The organism is Streptomyces sp. NPDC091377, assembly GCF_044757045.1.
Lineage (GTDB): Bacteria > Actinomycetota > Actinomycetes > Streptomycetales > Streptomycetaceae > Streptomyces.
Genome location: NZ_JBIVUE010000013.1, coordinates 73,133 through 92,257 on the forward strand (window position 1 = coordinate 73,133; position 19,125 = coordinate 92,257).

Genomic DNA, 19,125 nt, shown 5'->3' on the forward strand with positions numbered 1-19,125 from the left:
ACCAAGCCGACTTCAACGACCGATATGCCTCTTAAGAGGGCTTGCCGAAGCCTCTATTGCCTTGTGACAACTTTTCGACGTCAACCAAATCGGGGCTGAAAATCGACCGCCCGAACCACCGTTCCTCGCGATCGAACGCATGAACAGTCAAAGTCGGGCAAAGAAGCACACGATGAAACGGGGGATCATGGAACAGGACGGACCGCGGGCGAGACCTGGCTTCCGCAGAATCAACCGCGCCACCCGCTGGGCCGGCACCGTGCTCTGCTGGACACACGCGACCGCCATGCTCCTCACCGCCACCGAGGTCCTGCTCCGGCCATCAGCCGACTGGTGGCCCATCACATGGAGCACTGCCTGGTCAACGACCGGGGCCCTGCTCATCGTCTGGGCCATCCTGCGCACCTCGCAGAAGCAACGCCTCCGCCAGATCGCTCAGCCCGAGGGCGCCGACGGCGCATCCCCGGAGAACGGCCCCGTCTACGACCAAGCAGCCTGACCTTTGCCACCACCCCGCCAAGGGCTCTCGCAGAGCAGCGAACGTCTTGAGCATTGCCGCCGGAACGAGTCGTCGTGCGGATTGGCTTCACCGGTGGCCGCTGAGCAAGGAGATCTTACGGAAGTACGAAGAGGAGCACGCGGACGACCTGCTCGGCTTCGACCTCGACCCGGGGCTGAGCCCTGAAGAGCGTCTCTTTCTCGACAAGTACAAGCGGCAGGTCGACGCGATCGCCGGCCGAACCGCCGTCCAGCTCCCCGCGACTTGACTCGCTGCGCCCAACCCGGGCGACCCGTTCAACAGCAGCGGCCTGAACAGTGAGGGAAGTCCCGAGCGCCCCGCCCCTTCCCGGCTGCCTCACGGACGAGTGCCGGTCTATGTCATCTCCGTGACGTGCACCGGCACGCGTCGTTCGTCATGTGCTCGCCCTCGTGGGGGCCGGCGAACGCAACCTGCGCGAGGCGGTCGACCGCCTGCCCAACGGCGCGGACCCCAAGCCCCTCTGGCTGTGGTGGTCGGGCACCGGGGCGGGCGAGACGGTCGACCGGCTATGGCACGCGTTCCTGCGCAGGTTCGACCTGGAGCACACCTTCAGAATGATCAAGCAGACGCTTGACTGGACCCGACGGAAGCTCCGCGACCCCGAGGACGCCGACCGGTGGGCCTGGCTGACCATCGCCGCTCACACCCAACTCTGCCTCGTCCGTGGCCTGGTCACTGATCTCCGCCGCCCCTGGGAGCTTCCTTATCTGAGGGAGACCCCTCCGTCCGGTTTGCTGTTGTCTGCGAGCATCAGCAGTCGGTCGGAGAGGTCCTGTGACGAAGTCCGACAGAGAGATCATGGAAATCCTTGAGGCGTACGACCTGACCGGGACGGTCTGGTCGGCGGCGACCTTGGCGGGACACGATCCGAAGACGGTCAAGCGGTATGTCGAGGCCCGCGCCGGCGGGCGAAATCCTTATGAACGAGAGCCGCGGCCGAAGGTGATCGACGCGTTCCTGGAGGAGGTCGAGGAGTGGGTCGAGCAGTCGAAGGCGACGATCCGCGCCGACGTGGTCCACGACAAGCTGGTGAGGATGGGCTACCGGGGCAGCGCGCGCTCGACGAGGCGGGCGGTGAACGCGGCGAAGACGGCCTGGAAGGCGGGCAAGCGCCGCACCTACCGACCGTGGATTCCCGAGCCGGGTCGGTGGCTGCAGTTCGACTGGGGCGAGGGTCCGCGCATCGGCGGCCGGCGGACCTGGCTGTTCTGTGCATGGCTGTCCTGGTCCCGGTTCCGGGTGGTGATCCCGGTCTGGGACTGCACCCTGGGCACGCTGGTGGCCTGCCTGGACACACCGTTGCGCCGGATCGGCGGGGCACCGACATACGTACTGACGGACAACGCGAAAACGGTCACCGTCGAGCACATCGCCGGGATCCCGGTGCGACACCCGCAGATGGTCGCCGCCGGTCGGCATTACGGCTGCCAGGTGGTCAGTTGCGTGCCCTACGACCCCGAATCGAAGGGCGGCGCGGAAGCCACGGTCCGCATCGCGAAGGCCGACCTGGTGCCCACGGACGCGAATCTTCTTCCCGCCTACGACTCGTTCGCCGAGCTCGCCGATGCCTGCCGGACCTGGTGCGACACGGTGAACTCCCGCCGCCACCGGGCGACGGGGCAGATACCCGCCGACCGCCTGGACATCGAACGCACGACCTTGCACGTCCTGCCCATCGAGCCGCTCGCGCCCGCGCTGGGCGAAGAGAGACTGGTCGGCTCCGATCGCACCATCAGCTCAACTCGGTGCGTTACTCGACCCCGCCCGGCTACACCGGCGTGAGCGTGTGGTGCCGGGTGGTCGGCGAGGAACTGTCCATCACCGCCCGCACCAACTCCGGGTGACCTGTCGGAGATTTGACGCCATCAGCTCTCCACCCCGGGTGTTCCGCAGATCATCCACGAGCACTACCCCGACCACCCTGACGGCAGCAGCGTCCACCAGCCCAGACTGCAACCGCGCTCGGAGGCCGAGATCGCGTTCGTGGGCATCGGCCCCGGCGCGGCACGCTGGCTCAAGGAAGCCGGACCCGCCGGCGCCACCCGCATCCGCGCCAAGATGGCCCGCGCGGTCGAGCTGGCCACCGTCCTGGGCAACGACCGAGTCGACCAGGCCCTGGGACTTGCGGCCGCGGCCGGACGCTTCGCCGACGGAGACCTGCTCTCGATTCTGGGACACATCGCGGACAGCAAGCCCGTCCGCGCCGACGAGGCCCCCTCCGTCCAGAACCGAACCATCGGCTGGCAGGCTTCGGGGGAAGTGACCAACTCCCCGCCCCACAACACCTTCTGACTGCACATCACCCACAAGAACTGCGCCTCCATGAGCTTTCCCAACCCGCCCGCCATCCCCGAGGAACTCGACAAGCTCATGCACCGCATGCGCCTGCCCTATATGCGCAAAGCAGCCCCCGACATGCTGGCCAGCGCCCGCGCGCAACGCTGGGACCCGGCCGAGGTACTGCGACTGCTCATCGCCGAGGAGGTCACCGGCCGCGACGCGGCCACCCGGCGGCTGCGACGGCACTCGGCGAACTTCCCCACCGGCAAGACCCTGGGCTCCTGGCGGGCCGAGGATTCCACCATCCCCGAGCCCACCCAGAACTCCCTGATCACCCTGTAATGGATCGGCCGCGCCGAGAACTTGGTGATCGCCGGCCCGTCGGGCACAGGGAAAAGTCACTTCACCGAGGGACTCGCCCAGGCCGCGATCGAGAAGAACCTGCGGGTGGCCTGGTTCACCCTGGAGACGCTCAGCGCCGCCATCGGGAAGTCGAAGGTCGACGGATCCACCGCCCGCACCGTCGCCCGGATCTGCCGGGCCGATTTGATCGTCATTGATGACATCGGCCTGCTGCGGGTCGGCGAGGACGCCGCCGAGGCGTTCTACCGCATCATCGATGCCGCCTACGAGCGTCGCTCCATCGCGGTGACCAGCAACATCCGCCCTTCAGGCTTCGACACGATCATGCCGAAGACCCTCGCGGGCGCCAGCACCGACCGCCTCATGCACCACGCTCACCTCGTCACCACCACCGGCGACTCGCACCGCCTCGCCGAGGCACTCGCCGGGAAGGGAGTGGTCCCCTTGAACTGACCCCCACCCCCAGGAACACCACTGGCCACACATCTGGGTTTCTGCTGGCCACCAGCCTGGACACCTAACGGCCACCCACCTGGGCATCTCTATGACCGTTGGCAAGCGCACGGTTCCCGGATCAGGTGCGGAGCGGTGAAGCGTGGATACGGGCGATGGCCCGAAGCACCTCGTCGCGATTCTTGGCTTGCTGCATCCATGCGGGCAGGCGGGCCACCACGGTCATCTTCCGACCGTGGTCGTGCCAGGGAATCCCTTCACGCAGCGACGCCTGCACGAATCGCTTGATCAGGTCCAGGTGTTCCAGGCTGTAGGCCCAAACCCACCCGTGCCGAGTCTCGCTCTGCAGCCACAGACGGACACCGAAGTACGGGTCCGTGGCGGGCTCGTGGCGATCCCGATGCAGGACCACACCTGCACGGCTGCGTTCCTTTGCCACCCCGCAATTCGGGCATACGAGACGCCTTAATGCAAAAAGATCCGGACCGTGCACTCCGGCCGCCCCCGGTCCTGCCACAACATGCGCGACCTTTTCGCAGCCGGGACAGCGCACGAGGACCGACGCGAGGAAGTCGTACTTCGTGCAGCGCGGGTCCCGGAAGCGACGGTGCGGGGAGATCGGACTCATCTGACCAGTATGCGAGCCAAGAACCGAAGTCTTCTACGGGATAAACGACAAGCTAAGGCCCGGCCCAGAAGACGTTGACGCGGCGCCGGTGGTGGGCACCATGCGCCTCGGCTCCGGGTGCTGGCGGGGGTGGGCTTCGATCCGGGCGCCAAGTTCGGCCACTGCGCGGTGATGCCGTCGGTCAGGGTGAACCGATCCGCTCGTCGGACGGGTCGTCTGCCGCGAGTTCGCGAGGGCCTCGGCACGGGTCCGGCGGTTACCCGAAGAGCGTCAACCTGGTGACTTCGGGAACCAAGTGCGCCCAGTTGTTCATGGACCGGATGGGCGATCTCTCGGGGCCCTATGGCCTCTTGGCGGACACTCGCGCCGTGGCGAACGGGTCGCGCGGCACGGAGCGTTGCGGTCGGACGGCGACCCCTCGGAACGCGAACCAGAACGCGTCCGCAAGTTTCCGGTGCCGTCGTTGCGGATGCTGGACGGTGACGGATTCTTCGTGACCGGGCCGAGGTTCGAGCACTGCACCTCGGCCGCCACCACCTGCACCTGGCGCGACATCGGCTGACGTGAGCTGGGCGGTGGCGCAAGGAAGCAGGAGGGGCCAGCTCCGTGCGGTCCGACGCCTCATGGGTTGCGGTCATTCCGTCACCGGTCGCCATCGATCCTCGCGCACGAGGTCGATACTGCTCCACCACACCGGCGTCCCTCCCAGCAGGCCGGGCCTATCGCGCGTGGCCAGGGCCGGCGACTCCAGCATGTCCGCCGCCGCCTCCAGGTAAGTGATCGGAGTGTCGAGTTCCTCGCCAGAAGGTTCGTTGTAGCGGGACCAGCGGCCCGGATAGCCGGTCTGTGTGTCCAGGTACCGACCCGAGGTCCGGTCGTCCGGCCCGAGACCGACGAGCGGGATCCATGACGGCTTCCACGTGTGGATCCGCTCCTCCTCGGGCAGGTCCGCGTTCCGGAGGACCTGTTCGGCCTGGAATCTCATTTTGCGCTGGTTAGTGTCGGCTACGGTCTCCAGCGGCATCAGTGCCTCACTGCCGGGCAGGCATCCCCAGCCGTCGGCCCCGTCGTCGCCTGCGGTCATCAGCCAGAGGACGTGCAGCTCGACAAGTATCCGCAGGCCGAGGGCGCCCTCCACCGTGGCGATGGCCGCTGGACCGGCTCCCGTGCGAAGGCCGGCGTAGGAGTCGGGGGCACGATGCTGAAGCCAATCGGTGATGCGGTGCCAGGCGTCGGCGATCTCAGGCACCGCGACTGCGGCGGTCGGCCCGGCAGACCAAGCCCGCGCCCCGAGTTCCCCTCCTTCGCCTTCTGGCAGTGTGCGCCGCTGGGGGCTCGATGGCGGGGCACATTCAGGAGGCGGATCTCGATCCGGTCGGGCTCGTGGATGTAGCCGACCGTCAGATCCGGGCAGTCCTCGAACATGTCGCCGTCGACAGCAACGCTGACCACACCAGGCACGGACGAGGGGCGCCCCATGTCGGGATCGTCGGCCGACCGGCCGACCACCGCCCTCAACGCGAGGGCAGCACCCGATCCAAGCCGCACAGCGGTGTCACGTACGTCCGGGGGGATCTCCACATCCATGAGCGGGTCTCCCTGCGCCACCCGCGAGTTCGCCGCCTGCTCCGCCCTGCTGAAAACCTCCTGTCGTGTCCGAACAGCCTCGGCTCTGCCTCAACCGACGCCGCGGGGCTGCCGCTCGGGGCCGCTCAGTCTGAGTGATTTCTGTGTGCTCGCGAGAGTCAGGGCATGGGACGATCGCGGTGTGAGGGTCCCTACTGCTTCGTTCCGGCGGCGTCTGCTGATCGAGTCGCTGATCGTGCTGGCGGCCGACGCCGAAGTCCAGATGGCCTGGCTGGCCAGGCACGGGGTGGCGACAGACGAGATCGCCCTGGACTTCGATCACGCGTTTCGCATGGCTGAACCCCTGGTGGCCGAGGGGCGGCTCGCCAGTGTGGTCATGGCCGGCCTCCGGGAGATCGACGTAGTTCTCAGCGGTATGAGCGAGGGCGAGCATGCCGATCGATGGGCGAGGGACGGGTTGTTCACGGACGAGGCGTGGGTCCGGGCCCGGTGTGTGGCCCGTCAGGTTCTCCTCCCGGAACTGGGTGCTTGGCCTCGGATCCTTCCGGAGATCACCGTGATCCGGTGACGGGGTCACCTTCGGTATGTCGGCGCTGGTGAGGCGCTGCGCTGGGGCGGCCTGCTCGTGCACTCACTGCCCCCGCTGCCTGAAGCCCCGCTCACCGGCTCCCCCAGCGGGAAGCTGCCCCCGCTGCCGGGGTGGTGTGGCTGCTCGTAGCCGACCGGCCTGTCGGGGCTGTCCGGAACGCCTGGCCAGCGGCGAACGTCCTCGGCGGGCGTTCTCCCGGCCCGCAGCCGGTCAGATCGCCGGCGGCGCGACGGTGGCCGGGCCGGATGCCGTGATGCGTTGTTCGAGGCCGCCGAGGATGAGCGCGAGGCCCGCCTCGAAGGCCGCTTCGTGATCGAGCGTGGGGATGTCGTCGGGCAGGTCCTCACTCCCCGGCTGAGCTACGTCTGCCTGCTCCTCCAGCACGCAGCCGACCGTGTAGCGGCCGGCGGCCAGCATCGCCATCTGCGCCTCCCGCTCGGGCACGCCTGAGGTGACCAGGAAGGCCATCTTGCGGCGGATCCGGTCGAGGTCGCCGGTCGGAGTGCTGCCGGCGTGCAGCCGGGCGCCGTCACGTCGCATCAGCAGCGTGCGGCGGAAGCTGCGGGAGTTCTCCAGGAACCACACGCGCCAGTCGTCCTCGGAGGAGGGCAGCGGGGCGTCGGCGTGCGGGGCCATGGCTGCCTGCGCCATGGCGGCGAGGAGGTCCCTCTTGGTCCGGAAGTGGTAGTAGAGCGACGGCTGCTCGACGCCCAGGCGCTTGGCCAGCCGACGGGTGCTGACCGTGTCCAGGCCGACATCGTCCAGCAGGTCCAGCGCCTCCGCGACGACGGACTCACGGTTCATCTTGGTCACGTTGACAATCTATCGCTGATAGAGGACGGTGAGAAGAAATCAATCACCGATAGATTTTGGGGTGGTCGGGCATGACGGACGGGATCGCGAAGCGTTCGCTGCGGATCCTTGTCGCCGGCGGCGGCGTCACCGGACCCGCGCTGGCTTTCTGGCTCACCCTCGGCGGTCACCAGGTGACAGTCGTCGAGCGTTTCCCGACGTTGCGCGCGTCGAGTGCGCAGGTCGACCTGCGTGGACAGGGCATCGAGGCGGTCGAGCGCATGGGCCTGCTGGAGACGGTGCGCAGCCGGCTGGTGGACGAGGCGGGTGTGGCCTTCGTCGACTCCCGGGGCAAGCCGAAGGCGACGATCATGGCGAACACCTCCGGCACGGGCCGTCAGACCCTGACCTCGGAGTACGAGATCATGCGTGGCGACCTGGTCCGCATCCTGCACGAGGCGACCAAGGACGACACCGAGTACGTCTTCGGCAAGAGCGTCGACGGCTTCGACCAGGACGCGGACCGGGTCACCGCACATTTCTCGGACGGGACCTCCGGCGAGTACGACCTGCTGATCGGCGCCGACGGGCAGGGCTCGCGCATCCGTAGGGCGCTGCTGCCGGAGGGCTTCGACCCGTACTGGCGCGTGGGCATCCACATGGCCTACTGGTTCGTGCCGCGCATTGCCTCCGACAGCAACATCCGCGACACCTACATGGTCCCGCGCGGCCGGCAGATCATGCGGCGCAGCCACAACGCGACCGAGACCCAGGTGTACTTCGTGATGCGTGAGGAGTCGGCGGAAGCGTCCGCGATCCACCGCGCTCCCGTCGAGCGGCAGCAGAAGTTCTGGGCCGACCGGTTCCGGGACGCCGGATGGCAGACCGACCGGTTCATCGAGGGCATGAAGGACAGCCCGTTCTTCTACTCCCAGGAGATCGCCCAAGTACGCATCGACAGCTGGTCCAAGGGCCGGGTGGTCCTGGCCGGGGACGCCGCGCACTGCGCCTCCCCCTACAGCGGCATGGGGATCTCCGGCGGCCTGGTCGGCGCTTACGTCCTGGCCGGGGAGGTCAACCGGCACGCGTACGACCTGCCGGCCGCCCTGGCGAACTACGACCGTGTCCTGCGGCCCTTCGTCGAGGAGATCCAGGGCGGGGTCGATCCCCGCATCCTGCGCGTGGGCATGCCCATGAACAAGCACGCCATCCGTGCCTTCCAGAACGCCACCGCGCTGGCCTGCTTCTTCCACATCCCCGACCTGGTCGCGAGGTTCTCCAGGAAGGACCGCGGCGGCGACTGGCGGCTGCCGGCCTACACCGACGCGCACGCCGTCTGAGCCGCACCGCGCAGCCCGGGGGGCGCGGGCCGCAGGTGTGACGCGGGCCGGTCAGCGGGCGGGAGGCCACCAGGTGTCCTGCCCCTCGGGGACGGTCCTCGCCGCGCCCGTACTGCAGTTGCAGTACGGGCGGGTGTCCGCAGACGCGGGACGACGCGGCGGCCGATGTTGCCAACCATGGGGACGAAGCCGCGGACCGTCAGCGCGTCCAGTGCGTACGGCAGGGCCGCGGCACCATCCCTCTCCTCTTCGACTGGAGCGCCTCGTCATGGCTTCCTTGCTCTATCGGCTCGGCCGGTTGTCCTTCCGGCAGCGCCGCTCTTTCGCTCTCCTGTGGGTGGCGATCCTGGCGGCGTGTTCCTTCGCCGCTCTCCGTGCCCCGGCCGCGGAGGAGGACGGGTTCTCCATGCCGGGCACCGAGTCGCAGAAGGCGTTCGACCTGCTCGACGAGCGCTTCCCCGGGGACAACGCGGAGGGCGCGGACGCACGTATCGTCTTCGCCGCGCCCGACGGGCAGAAGGTGACCGCTCGCGAGAACCGGGCGGCTGTCGAGAAGGTCGTGGACACCGTCGCGCGCGGCTCGCAGGTGAAGGACGCCTCGAACCCCTTCGCGCCGGAGGCCGTCAGCAAGGACGCCACGACCGCGTTCGCGACCGTCACCTACACCGTCGCCGGCGACGACCTGAGCGAGTCCACGTCCGCCGCCCTCATGGACGCTGTCGAAGACGGGCGCGCGGCGGGGCTGACGGTGGAAGTCGGAGGCTCGGCCGTCGACGGCGGTCCCGAACTCGGCGGCATCACCGAACTGATCGGCATCGCCGTCGCCGCGCTCGTGCTGTTCATCACCTTCCGCGCGATGGTCGCCGCCGGACTTCCTCTGGTCACCGCCCTCATCGGCCTGGGCGCGGGAGTCTGCGCCATCATCGCCGCGGGCATGTCCACCACGACGATCACTCTGGCTCTGATGCTGGGCCTGGCCGTGGGCATCGACTACGCCCTGTTCATCGTCTCCCGCTACCGCGCGGAACGGGCCGAGGGGCACACTCCGGAGGAGGCCGTGGGCCGGGCGGTGGGCACCGCCGGATCCGCTGTCGTCTTCGCCGGCGCCACCGTCGTCATCGCACTGGCCGGGCTGTCCGTGGCGGGTGTGCCGATGCTCACCGACATGGGGCTTGCCGCCGCCGGAACCGTCGTCATCGCCGTGCTGGTCGCCCTGACGCTGCTGCCCGCCCTGCTCGGCTTCTTCCCTCGGGCCGTCCTGCCGCGCGCCCAGCGCCGCGGCATCACCACCGCCGTACGCGCGAAGGAGCCCGCGGGCAGCCGGTGGGCCCGCTTCGTCGTCCGCCGGCCTCTGGCGACGCTGCTGCTGAGTGTGGCGGGCCTCGGCGTCGTCGCCATCCCGGCACTGGATCTCCAGCTCAGCCTGCCCGGTGACGAGGCGCAGCCCACCTCGACCACTCAGCGCCGCGCCTACGACGCGCTCGCCGACGGCTTCGGCCCCGGCTTCAACGGACCCCTGACCATCGTCATCGACGCCGGCGCCGCCGATGACGCGAAGGCCGCCGCCGCGCGGGCCCGCACGGCCTTGACTGCCACCGACGGCGTCGTGGACGTCTCACCGGCCACCTTCAACAAGGCCGGCGACACCGCGATCATCGCCGCTGTGCCCAGCACCGGCCCGAGCGCCGGCGCGACCAAGGACCTCGTCAAGACGATCCGCTCCGAGGCCGCCGACCTCAAGGCCACGTCCGGCGCCTCCCTGCTGGTGACCGGTCAGACCGCGATGAACATCGACGTCTCGAACAAGGTCACCGCCGCCCTCATCCCCTACCTCGCGGTCGTGGTGGGACTCGCCGTCCTGCTCCTGATGATCGTCTTCCGTTCGGTCCTCGTCCCGCTCAAGGCGGCCCTCGGCTTTCTGCTCTCGGTCGCCGGGGCCTTCGGCGCGATCGTCGCGGTCTTCCAGTGGGGCTGGCTCGCCGACCTGCTCGGCGTCGCCCAGACCGGACCGGTGATGAGCATGATGCCGATCTTCCTGATCGGCGTGGTCTTCGGTCTGGCCATGGACTACGAAGTCTTCCTCGTGACCCGCATCCGCGAAGCCCACGTCCACGGCGAATCGCCCACGCGGGCCATCGTCACCGGCTTCCGGCACAGCGCCCGCGTCGTCGTGGCAGCCGCCGTCATCATGATCGCCGTCTTCGCCGGATTCATCGGCATGACCGACTCCATGATCAAGATGCTCGGTCTGGGGCTGGCCGCCGCCGTCTTCTTCGACGCGTTCATCGTCCGCATGACCATCGTCCCCGCCACTCTCGCCCTCTTGGGGCAGGCGGCGTGGTGGCTGCCCAGGTGGCTGGACCGGCTGCTGCCCGATCTGGACATCGAAGGCGAGAAGCTCACCCGCACACTCGCGGCCGAGCTTCTCGCCCCGGCGGCACCCTCGTCACGGGAGGAGTCGGTGAACGCCTGACCCACCACCGCCCCGGGGACCCGCCGACCCGCGGGCCTCCGGGGCGATCCCGCATACGCGGGGTCCGCCCGCCCTGATCGTCCACCGACCACAACCACCCCGCACACCCGTGAAGGAGGAGCGCGTGATCGCCGACATCCGGTCGTGGGCCCGCCGCCACCCCCGCGGCTTCGACGCAGCGACGGCGGCCTCCCTGTGCGCCCTCGCGGTGCTCTGCACCACCATGGCGCAGCCGCCCCGCATCGTGCGCTGGCCGCCACCGGCCGTCGCCGGCGTTGCCGTCCTGGCCTGCGCGGCGCTGCTGCTGCGTCGCAGCCGCCCGCGCCTGACCGTGGTCACCACCACCGCGTGCACCGCTGTCCTCGGCGCCATGGGCCCCACTTTCGGCTACGAGTTCGGCTCCACCCTCACCGGCCCCGTGATGGCGGCGCTCGCCTCACTGGCCTGGCGGACCGACAGCCGCACCGCCGCCCGCTACTCCGCCGCCGCGGCCCTGGCTCTGCTGGCCGCCTCGGCCCTGTGGCAGCCGGGCGGCGCGCGGCTGCGGCCCGAACAGGTGGGACTGGCCGCCTTCATCCTCGTCGCCCCGGCCGTGGCCGACTCCCTGCGCAGCCGTCGCGACTATGTCGCCGCGGTGGAAGCGCGCGCGGAGATGGCCGAACGCACCCGCGAGGAAGAGGCCCACCGACGCGTGGGCGCCGAACGGATGCGTATCGCCCGCGAACTGCACGACGTCGTGGCCCACGGCATCACGCTCGCCCACGCCCAGGCCGCCACCGCCGACTACCTGATGGCCAGCCGGCCCGACAGGGCGCAGCAGGTCATGCACAACCTCACCGCCACCCTCAACTCGGCGCTGGGTGAACTCAAGGCGACCGTGGGCCTGTTGCGTGAACGCGACGAACCGTACGGCCCTTCGAGCGAGCCCTCCCCCGGGCTGGCGAAACTACCGGAGCTGATCGCCTCGTTCGACCAGGTCGGCCTCAGCATCACCCTCACCCGGGACGGCGTCGCGCAGCCGCTGTCACCCGGCGTCGACCTCACCGCCTACCGCATCACGCAGGAAGCACTCACCAATGTCTCCAAGCACGCGCTGACCACCAGCGCCGCCGTCCGCCTTCGCTTCACCGACAGCCTGCTGACCCTGACGGTCACCGACGACGGCCCGCCCGTACCGGTCCGCGACGCCGCCGGATACGGCCTCATCGGCATGCGTGAGCGGGCCCACGCAGTCGGCGGACAGCTGCACGCCCGTCCTCGCGACGACGCCGGATTCGAGGTGAGGGCCGAGCTTCCCACCCTCGCGTACACGCCGGCCGGCCGCGCGTCCGCCCACGACAAGGACACCTCATGACCATTCGCGTGCTCCTCGCCGACGACCAGGCTCTCCTCGCCGCGACCTTCCAGGTGCTCATCGATGCCACCGACGACCTTGAGGTCATCGCCACGGCGGCCGACGGCGACCAGGCCGTACGGCTGACCCGCTCCACCGCACCGGACGTCGTGGTCATGGACATCCGCATGCCCCACCGGGACGGCCTGTCCGCCAGCGCGCAGATCACCGCCGATCCCCAGCTCCACGGCACCCGCGTCCTCATCCTGACCACCTTCGAGACCGACGACTCCATCACCCGGGCCCTGCGCGCGGGCGTCAGCGGCTTCCTCGGCAAGGGCGTCGGGCCCGCCGAGTTCCTCGCCGCCATCCGTACCGTCGCGGCCGGCGACATGGTGCTCTCCCCGCTGGCCACCCATGCCGTGGTCAGCCGCTACCTCGTCGCCTCCAGCCTCGACCGGCCCCACGCCACCCCCCGCGAGATGGACCACCTCACCCCCCGCGAACAGGAAGTCCTGCTCCGCGTGGCAGAAGGGCTCACCAACGACGAGATCGCCGAGCGCCTGTATGTCAGCCCGCTGACCGTCCGCACCTTCGTCCAGCGCATCATGCACAAGCTCGGTGCCCACCACCGAGCGCAGCTCGTAGCCCTCGCCTACCGGACCGGCTTCGCCCGCGTCCTGCAGCCGCCCCCCGCTCGTCCCCACGGCGGGCGCGGGCCCTGAAGCGCAAGGCCATGGAGTCACAGGGGGTCCATGGGGCCTCCTCTGCGTGCGGCAGGCTGATCGGGCTGGTCGCGGGGGCACCTCCGAGGGGACAGCCGGCCTTCACCCGTCCGCCCTGTCGGGGGCGACGCGGAGGCACCGCCCGGTGAGGCTGGTGGCGACACACGGAACGAGCGCCGTCGCTCCGGAGCCCTCGGGCGGACGGCTTCACGCTGCCGCAGAAGGGTCAGGGTGTATCCAGATGCCGCACCACACGGCGGGGCCGGAGTACAACTGGGTGGCCAGATCGTCGGGCATCCTGCTCTGTCTGGCGGTGGCGGTCATCCATGTGGTGGACCAGGGCGGTATCACGGTGACGCGGGACCCCTACTACATCGGCATCGCGTATCACGTCCTGGAGATCGCGGCCGTGGTGGCCGCCCTGCTGCTCCTCCTCGGTGTGATCCGGGCGGGCTGGCTGCTGGCGGTGGGGGTGGCCGTCGGTCCGATCCTGGGGTACGTCCTCTCCAGGGGCCCTGGGCTGCCCTATTACTCCGGTGACATCGGCAACTGGACCGAAACGCTCGGCTTGGTCAGTCTGGCCGTCGAAGGGGTTCTGCTGTTGCTGGCCCTGCCGCTCTTCGTACGAGCCACCCGCCGGGCCCGGGCCGGGAGTTTGCCGCCGCCGCAGTGACCGGTCCCGGCCAGGTCGGTCGTCAACCGAGGTGACCGGTCCCGGCCACGTCGGTCGACAACCGAGGGACCGGGCCGATCCTGGTTGCCTGACACGCACGGCAGGACCGGTGCCTTTGCCCTCGCCGCCCGGCTTCCGGCACGATGCCCGCGAGCGGCTCCCCGGACGGTTCATGGGCTCATGACGGACCGCACCAGAGGATCTCTCCTCTCGGGGGAGATCCTGTTCGATCCCCTGGACGGCAAAGGCCCCACGGCATTTCACGACCTCTTGGCGTCACCTCAGGGCCCTTGACTCGTGGCATTGGGGCATCGCCGCACAACCCCCCGGCCCGGCAACCGCTTGAGCCCGCCGGGGACCCGTTCTGGCTCCGCCGAGGGCGTGCACGTCCGCATACCGCTTCAGGAAAGCCCGGCGGGGAGAATCGTCGTTCCGTCGATACGAGCAGAGCCGATCTGCTCCCTCGTCAGGTTCGTGACACCCGACAGGTCCGCACCCCGCAGATCCGCGCCCCGCAGGCTCGCGCCCTTCAGGTTCGCGTGGGACAAGTCCGTCCCGCGTAGGGTCGCGCCGTCCAGCTCCGTACGATCCAGGAGCGCGAACCTCAGGTCCGTGTCGTGGAAGGTGACGCCTGTCAGGTCGGCACCAGTCAGTTGCGTGCCGGTCATGCTCACATCGGTCAGGGTCAGTCCGGCCATGTCCGTGTATCGCAGGGCAGCGTGGGACAGTCGCGCGCCGGTCAGCTTCACACCGGTCAGGTCCGCTCCGGACAGGGTCGAACCGTGCAGGTTCGCACCAGACAGATCCGCGCGGGGCAGGTTCGCATGGATCAGTGTCATGCCGGAGAGCTTCGCTCCTCTCAGGACGGCCCTCTGCGACGGGTCCGAAGCGTCGAGTTCGACGCTGTCGAGCCGGGTGCCGCGCAGGTCCAGACGGAAATCTCCGTCGTGTGCGGAGTCACGGAAGACCAGGACGGTCAGGGCCGCGTGGACGTCGGCCGGGACGTTCTGGAGCTCGATCGGCCAGGAGAGGTCGTGGACCTCAGGGAGTTCCCCCTCTTTCGCGGCGGCGTGAGAGCGGACGTAGGCGGCCAGGACGTTGCAGATGGTCGGATGGTCGCGTGGGGAGTCCTTCATGATCCGCTGAAGGGCGTAGATACCGCCGAGGCGTAGGTCCATCTTGTCAGCACCGAGGTTCTCCACCGCGGCGGTGTACCGGTCGGTGATCTGCCCTTCCTTCGTCAGTGCCCGCTCCTGCCGGGCCTGCTCGTTCGCATCACGCGTCTGATCAGCCGAGTACCACAGGCCCGCGACTGCGGCGACAGAGGCCAGCAGGACCGACACCAGCTCGATCCGCCGTGCCCAGTCCAGCCCGCCCGGCCCGGGCGGGATCGGGCGGGCTGCGTCGCCCCGTCGGCCCGTCCGGACGGCCTCCCCGGAACGGCCGTACCTGGGCCTGGACGTGACGGCCCTGGCAGTGCGACGAGTGCGGGTTAATCGACGCGGACGCGAGGGAGGCAGAGAAGGCATAGCGGCATTGGACCGCGAACTCCCCGGAACCCGGTACTCCACAACCCCCGGCCTCCTCCGCGGACATGGACCGGGCGGTGCTCCGACAGCGAACCGGCCATCCGGGCACTCACCCGTCCTGCGAGCAGCGATCAGAGGGGGTCGCCCGCACAGTGCAGCAGCAGCGGCAACTCGCCTCTGGGGCGGTCAGGACAACGCAGCCGGACCTCTTCCCGCTCCGCGTCGAACCGACCCCCTTCTCCTGCTGCGCCCCCTGCTCGCGAGGCGAGGAAGTGCGGGTGTCCGGTGTGTGTGGGGGGGGGACCGGACACCCGCGAGGGGCAGCGCGTGGTGAGCAAGAGCTGGGCGTCCGGGAGGTTCTTGGAGATGATCTCCCGCTGCAACTCGCCCGCCGCGACACCGTTCGAGTTCTGGTTGACGCCATCCGTCATTCCGGAGGCTCGGTGGGGCGGCCTGGGCGCCGGCCACCCTCGTGCTCCCGCGCATCACGCCGCCCTCACCGTGACGGCCGGACCGGGCGGGAGACCTGCTGCTCGTGCTGGGCCTCGGTAGGGCGCCCGGGTAGGCGATCCGCTCCCCCGGCGGGTGTCCCTGCCCATCTTCGTGGACGGACCCCGCTGCCCCGATCTGCCGGCGGCGAGTCTGGTGTCGGCCGATGAGCCGCTGGTCGACGCCCACGAACTCCGTGACGGGCCGTCGGCCAGGCGTCACCTCGCTCGGCCCCCAGGCCCCTCCGAACCGGGCGGACGCTCTTCCAAGCTCCGGGCGACAGACGAGTTGATCAAAGTCCTCACCTGGGGCTGGAGTCATGAGACATCCTTGTTCAGGAGTTCGATGCGTCGTTCGCCGAGCCGACATCGTGGTCGGCGGGGGTGATCTTCCTCGGGCAGGGACGATCACGTCGGGGTCGCGAACCGGGGTCCGACGCTCGGCACTTTCGACACGTGAGTGGGGACAGTCTTGGGTGGGCGGAAGAACGCGGGTGGGACGGCGGCGGTGCTGGGCGGGGGCGTCGCCGGTCTCACCGCGGCGATGGAGCTGGCCGAGCGTGGCTACGAGGTGACCGTGGTCGAGCCGACCGGCTGGGGAGGCAAGGCCCGCAGCAGTTCGGTTCCTGGGACGGGTACGGCCGGCAGGCTCGATCTTCCCGCTGAGCACGGGTTCCGGTTCTTCCCCGGGTTCTACCGCAGCCTCCCGGACACGATGCGCCGGATTCCGTTCGGGCGGCAGCCCGACGGAGTCCACGGCAATCTGCGTGAGGTGCCGCAGATGCTCTCGGCGCGGTCCGGCCGGGTGAACGAGAGGGTCACGGATGTGTCGTCGCTGTCGGGCCCGCGGACTCCGTTGCAGATACTGCGGGCCAGAGGGCTCGATCCCGGCACCGGCCAGGAGCTGAGCGAGGAACTGCTGTACTTCGCCAATCGCATGATGGTGTACATGACCAGCAGTCAGGAGCGGCGGCTGGGGCAGTGGGAGGGCACCTCGTGGTGGGACTTCACCAGCGCGGCCGGGGCATCGGAGGAGTACCGGAAAGTCTGTGTGGTCGGGGCGACCCGTACGGTGGTCGCGGCCCGGGCCGAGGTGAGCAGCACGCACACGGTGGGGAGCTTCATGGAGGCTTTCGCCTACGGCTTCCTGGGCCGAGGCGCGTCCGAGGCGGCCGACCGGGTGTTGAACGCCCCGACGAGCACGGCGTGGATCGATCCGTGGGTCGATCATCTGGGCGCTCGTGGGGTCCGGTTGGAGCTGGGGTGGCGGGTCGAACGTCTGTCGGTCCGCGGCGGGCGCGTCGTGGCGGCGTCCCTGCGTGGACCGGACGGCCGGCGCAGTGATCTGACGGCCGACTGGTTCGTCTGCGCGTTGCCGGTCGACCGTGTCGGTGCGCTGCTCGACCGTGGCCTGGCCGCCGCCGACCCCGCACTGGCCGGCGTGGCGTCGTTGAACACGGACTGGATGGTCGGCATGCAGTTCTATCTCACCGAGCCCACTGCGATCACCTGCGGCCATGTCATCTACCTGGACTCGCCCTGGGCGCTGACCTCGGTGAGCCAGGCACAGTTCTGGGACGTCGACTTCCGTGCCACCTACGGCGACGGGACGGTGGCCGACTGCCTCTCGGTCGACATCTCGGCATGGGACACTCCCGGCATCCTCTACGGGAAGCCCGCCCGGGAGTGCACCCGCGCCGAGGTCGCCGCGGAGGTGTGGGCGCAGTTGTGCGACGCCCTCGACGACGGCCGCACCCCGCTTCTGCACCGCGGGCTGCTGCATTCCTGGCATCTGGACCCGGCCGTGAAGGGACTGGACGGGCCGGGTCCCGCTCATAACGACGAGCCGCTCATGATCAATACCAAGGACTCCTGGAAGCTGCGGCCCCAGGCCGCCACCGCCGCGGCGAACCTGTTCATGGCCGGCGACTACGTGCGGTGCCCGGTGAACCTGGCGACCATGGAAGCCGCGAACCAGAGCGCGCGCGCTGCGGTGAACGCGCTGCTCGCGGCGGCCGGGGATCCGGCCGACCCGGCTGTGGTGCACGCCCTGTACGAACCGGAGGAACTGCGCCGGCTCAAGGAGGTCGACGCCGAGCTCTACCGGCAGGGACGCGCCCACATCCTCGACACTCCGGCGCCCTGGGCAGAGAGGAGTGCGGTCACGGCGAGCGCGCCACGATGAGGTCGCACACGGCTTCGAGGTCCGCGACCGCCTGGGCCTGGGGTCCGTGTGTCGCGCCGGTCCGTCCGCGCAGTTCCGCAAGCCACTGGTGGGCGGCGCCGCAATACGCGGACGCCCGTTTCTGGGTCCATTGTCGGCCACCGGCCTCCTCCACGAGTTGGGCGAGCCCCGCCCCCTCGCCGTCCGGGTCGTTGCCGGGCGGGCGGGCGTAGCGGATGGCCAGTTCCCGTGCGGCGGGGGTGTCGGAGGCCAGTGCCGCCACCACGGGTACGGACAACTTGCGGGCGTGAAGGTCCCCGAACACCGGCTTGCCCGTGAGGCGAGGGTCTCCCCAGATGGCCAGCAGGTCGTCCACCAGCTGAAAGGCCATGCCCAGGTCATGGCCGAAGGCGGCGAACCGGGCGGTGTCCGCCGTACCCGCCCGCCCGTACAGGGCGCCCAGGCGGCAGGCGCAGGCGAAGAGGGACGCGGTCTTGCCGGAGACCATCTCCAGGCACTCGGCCGGCTCGACGCGAGACCTCCCCTCGAACAGCACGTCGAGACTCTCTCCGACGGCCAGCTGGATCAGCGTGTCGAGCACGGCCGCTGAGGCATCTTCGGCGATCTGCGGCCCGTCACGGACACCGGAGAGTTCCTCGAAGGCCACGACCAACAGGGCGTCAGCCGCTCGCGTCGCGGAAGCCGGCCCGAACACCTGCCAGGCGGAGGCGCGGTGACGGCGGACGGTGTCCCCGTCGAGTACATCGTCGTACAGGAGCGACAGGTTGTGCACCATCTCCATGGCAGCCGCAGCAGGCGCGGCCCGAGCGGCGTCCCCTCCGACAGCCCGCGTACACAGCAGGGTCAGGGCCGAGCGGACGTACTTGCCGGTGTGCCGCTCACTCGGGCCGCTGCCACCGGTCCAACCGATCTGATAGGAGGCCACCTCCCCCATGTGTCCGCCGAGGGCGGCGATCCATCTGCGTATCTCCGGGTCACAGGTTTCCCTCGCCCACTTGAGAACGACGTCCGCCCGGGTGCCCGCACTCTGCGCCAACGCTCCTCCACCCCCTGTTCCTGACGTGGCGCCGGAGCCGGCCGGCGCGAAGGCACCGGATTCCTTGATCGCCGTTGCTCACGTTCTACCTCAGCTCTCCGTACTCGACC

17 protein-coding genes and 2 pseudogenes are annotated in these 19,125 nt (G+C 69.6%); 13 read left to right on the forward strand and 6 right to left on the reverse strand.

Annotation, left to right across the window (positions count from 1 at the left end):
* Nucleotides 1–172 precede the first annotated feature (172 nt).
* The 6 genes and pseudogenes from ACIQNG_RS26290 to ACIQNG_RS26315 all read left to right on the forward strand — a co-directional run bounded on the left by ACIQNG_RS26290 (nt 173) and on the right by ACIQNG_RS26315 (nt 3,637).
* A complete protein-coding gene (locus tag ACIQNG_RS26290; protein ID WP_401488344.1) occupies nt 173–499 on the forward strand; it encodes a hypothetical protein in 327 nt (108 codons plus the stop codon).
* 46 nt (nt 500–545) lie between these two features.
* On the forward strand, nt 546–767 hold the full coding sequence (locus tag ACIQNG_RS26295) for a hypothetical protein (protein WP_401488346.1): 222 nt from the start codon (nt 546–548) through the stop codon (nt 765–767).
* Between the two features lie 184 nt (nt 768–951).
* Nucleotides 952–1,275: pseudogene (locus tag ACIQNG_RS26300) on the forward strand (transposase); the annotation flags it as partial.
* Between the two features lie 64 nt (nt 1,276–1,339).
* A pseudogene (istA, locus tag ACIQNG_RS26305) lies at nt 1,340–2,833 on the forward strand (IS21 family transposase).
* Nucleotides 2,834–2,863: 30 nt separating this feature from the next.
* Complete coding sequence (locus ACIQNG_RS26310) at nt 2,864–3,163, forward strand: hypothetical protein (RefSeq protein ID WP_401488348.1); 300 nt, start codon at nt 2,864–2,866, stop codon at nt 3,161–3,163.
* A 3-nt stretch (nt 3,164–3,166) separates the two neighbouring features.
* Entirely contained in the window at nt 3,167–3,637 is a 471-nt protein-coding gene (locus tag ACIQNG_RS26315; protein WP_401488546.1) for an ATP-binding protein, read from the forward strand.
* Between the two features lie 121 nt (nt 3,638–3,758).
* Here the strand turns inward: ACIQNG_RS26315 and ACIQNG_RS26320 are convergent, their stop codons facing one another.
* Both ACIQNG_RS26320 and ACIQNG_RS26325 read right to left on the reverse strand, forming a co-directional pair.
* Nucleotides 3,759–4,265 (reverse strand): hypothetical protein, encoded by a 507-nt coding sequence (locus ACIQNG_RS26320; RefSeq protein ID WP_401488350.1) that lies wholly within the window; start codon nt 4,263–4,265, stop codon nt 3,759–3,761.
* 634 nt (nt 4,266–4,899) lie between these two features.
* A complete protein-coding gene (locus ACIQNG_RS26325; RefSeq protein ID WP_401488352.1) occupies nt 4,900–5,514 on the reverse strand; it encodes a hypothetical protein in 615 nt (204 codons plus the stop codon).
* A gap of 519 nt (nt 5,515–6,033) precedes the next feature.
* Here ACIQNG_RS26325 and ACIQNG_RS26330 point away from each other — a divergent pair.
* Nucleotides 6,034–6,420 carry a hypothetical protein gene (locus tag ACIQNG_RS26330; protein WP_401488353.1) on the forward strand — a complete coding sequence of 129 codons (387 nt, stop codon included), beginning with the start codon at nt 6,034–6,036 and terminating at the stop codon, nt 6,418–6,420.
* A 231-nt stretch (nt 6,421–6,651) separates the two neighbouring features.
* On the opposite strand, the gene ACIQNG_RS26335 is transcribed toward ACIQNG_RS26330, so the two are convergent.
* Nucleotides 6,652–7,245: a TetR/AcrR family transcriptional regulator C-terminal domain-containing protein gene (locus tag ACIQNG_RS26335; RefSeq protein ID WP_401488548.1), complete on the reverse strand. Its 594-nt coding sequence runs from the start codon at nt 7,243–7,245 to the stop codon at nt 6,652–6,654.
* Nucleotides 7,246–7,325: 80 nt separating this feature from the next.
* Between ACIQNG_RS26335 and ACIQNG_RS26340 the strand changes: the two genes are divergently transcribed.
* The 5 genes from ACIQNG_RS26340 to ACIQNG_RS26360 all read left to right on the forward strand — a co-directional run bounded on the left by ACIQNG_RS26340 (nt 7,326) and on the right by ACIQNG_RS26360 (nt 13,777).
* A complete protein-coding gene (locus ACIQNG_RS26340; RefSeq protein WP_401488355.1) occupies nt 7,326–8,573 on the forward strand; it encodes an FAD-dependent monooxygenase in 1,248 nt (415 codons plus the stop codon).
* A gap of 268 nt (nt 8,574–8,841) precedes the next feature.
* Nucleotides 8,842–11,046: an MMPL family transporter gene (locus ACIQNG_RS26345; RefSeq protein ID WP_401488357.1), complete on the forward strand. Its 2,205-nt coding sequence runs from the start codon at nt 8,842–8,844 to the stop codon at nt 11,044–11,046.
* 124 nt (nt 11,047–11,170) lie between these two features.
* Nucleotides 11,171–12,400, forward strand: coding sequence for a sensor histidine kinase (locus ACIQNG_RS26350; RefSeq protein WP_401488359.1), 1,230 nt, complete (start codon nt 11,171–11,173; stop codon nt 12,398–12,400).
* On the forward strand, nt 12,397–13,104 hold the full coding sequence (locus ACIQNG_RS26355) for a response regulator (RefSeq protein WP_401488361.1): 708 nt from the start codon (nt 12,397–12,399) through the stop codon (nt 13,102–13,104). Before ACIQNG_RS26350 ends, ACIQNG_RS26355 begins: the two co-directional genes overlap by 4 nt.
* A 241-nt stretch (nt 13,105–13,345) precedes the next feature.
* A complete protein-coding gene (locus ACIQNG_RS26360; protein ID WP_401488363.1) occupies nt 13,346–13,777 on the forward strand; it encodes a hypothetical protein in 432 nt (143 codons plus the stop codon).
* A 401-nt stretch (nt 13,778–14,178) separates the two neighbouring features.
* Here the strand turns inward: ACIQNG_RS26360 and ACIQNG_RS26365 are convergent, their stop codons facing one another.
* Together ACIQNG_RS26365 and ACIQNG_RS26370 are read right to left on the reverse strand one after the other, a co-directional pair.
* Nucleotides 14,179–15,306 (reverse strand): pentapeptide repeat-containing protein, encoded by a 1,128-nt coding sequence (locus ACIQNG_RS26365; protein ID WP_401488365.1) that lies wholly within the window; start codon nt 15,304–15,306, stop codon nt 14,179–14,181.
* A gap of 131 nt (nt 15,307–15,437) precedes the next feature.
* A complete protein-coding gene (locus tag ACIQNG_RS26370; protein WP_401488367.1) occupies nt 15,438–15,737 on the reverse strand; it encodes a hypothetical protein in 300 nt (99 codons plus the stop codon).
* A 529-nt stretch (nt 15,738–16,266) separates the two neighbouring features.
* On the opposite strand from ACIQNG_RS26370, the gene ACIQNG_RS26375 reads away from it, so the two are divergent.
* The gene (locus ACIQNG_RS26375; protein WP_401488369.1) at nt 16,267–17,979 is read left to right on the forward strand and encodes an FAD-dependent oxidoreductase; all 1,713 of its coding nucleotides are present in this window, start codon (nt 16,267–16,269) and stop codon (nt 17,977–17,979) included.
* Here ACIQNG_RS26375 and ACIQNG_RS26380 read toward each other — a convergent pair.
* Nucleotides 17,957–19,015 carry a polyprenyl synthetase family protein gene (locus ACIQNG_RS26380; protein ID WP_401488371.1) on the reverse strand — a complete coding sequence of 353 codons (1,059 nt, stop codon included), beginning with the start codon at nt 19,013–19,015 and terminating at the stop codon, nt 17,957–17,959. The two genes, ACIQNG_RS26375 and ACIQNG_RS26380, sit on opposite strands and share 23 nt — an antisense overlap.
* Nucleotides 19,016–19,125 lie beyond the last annotated feature (110 nt).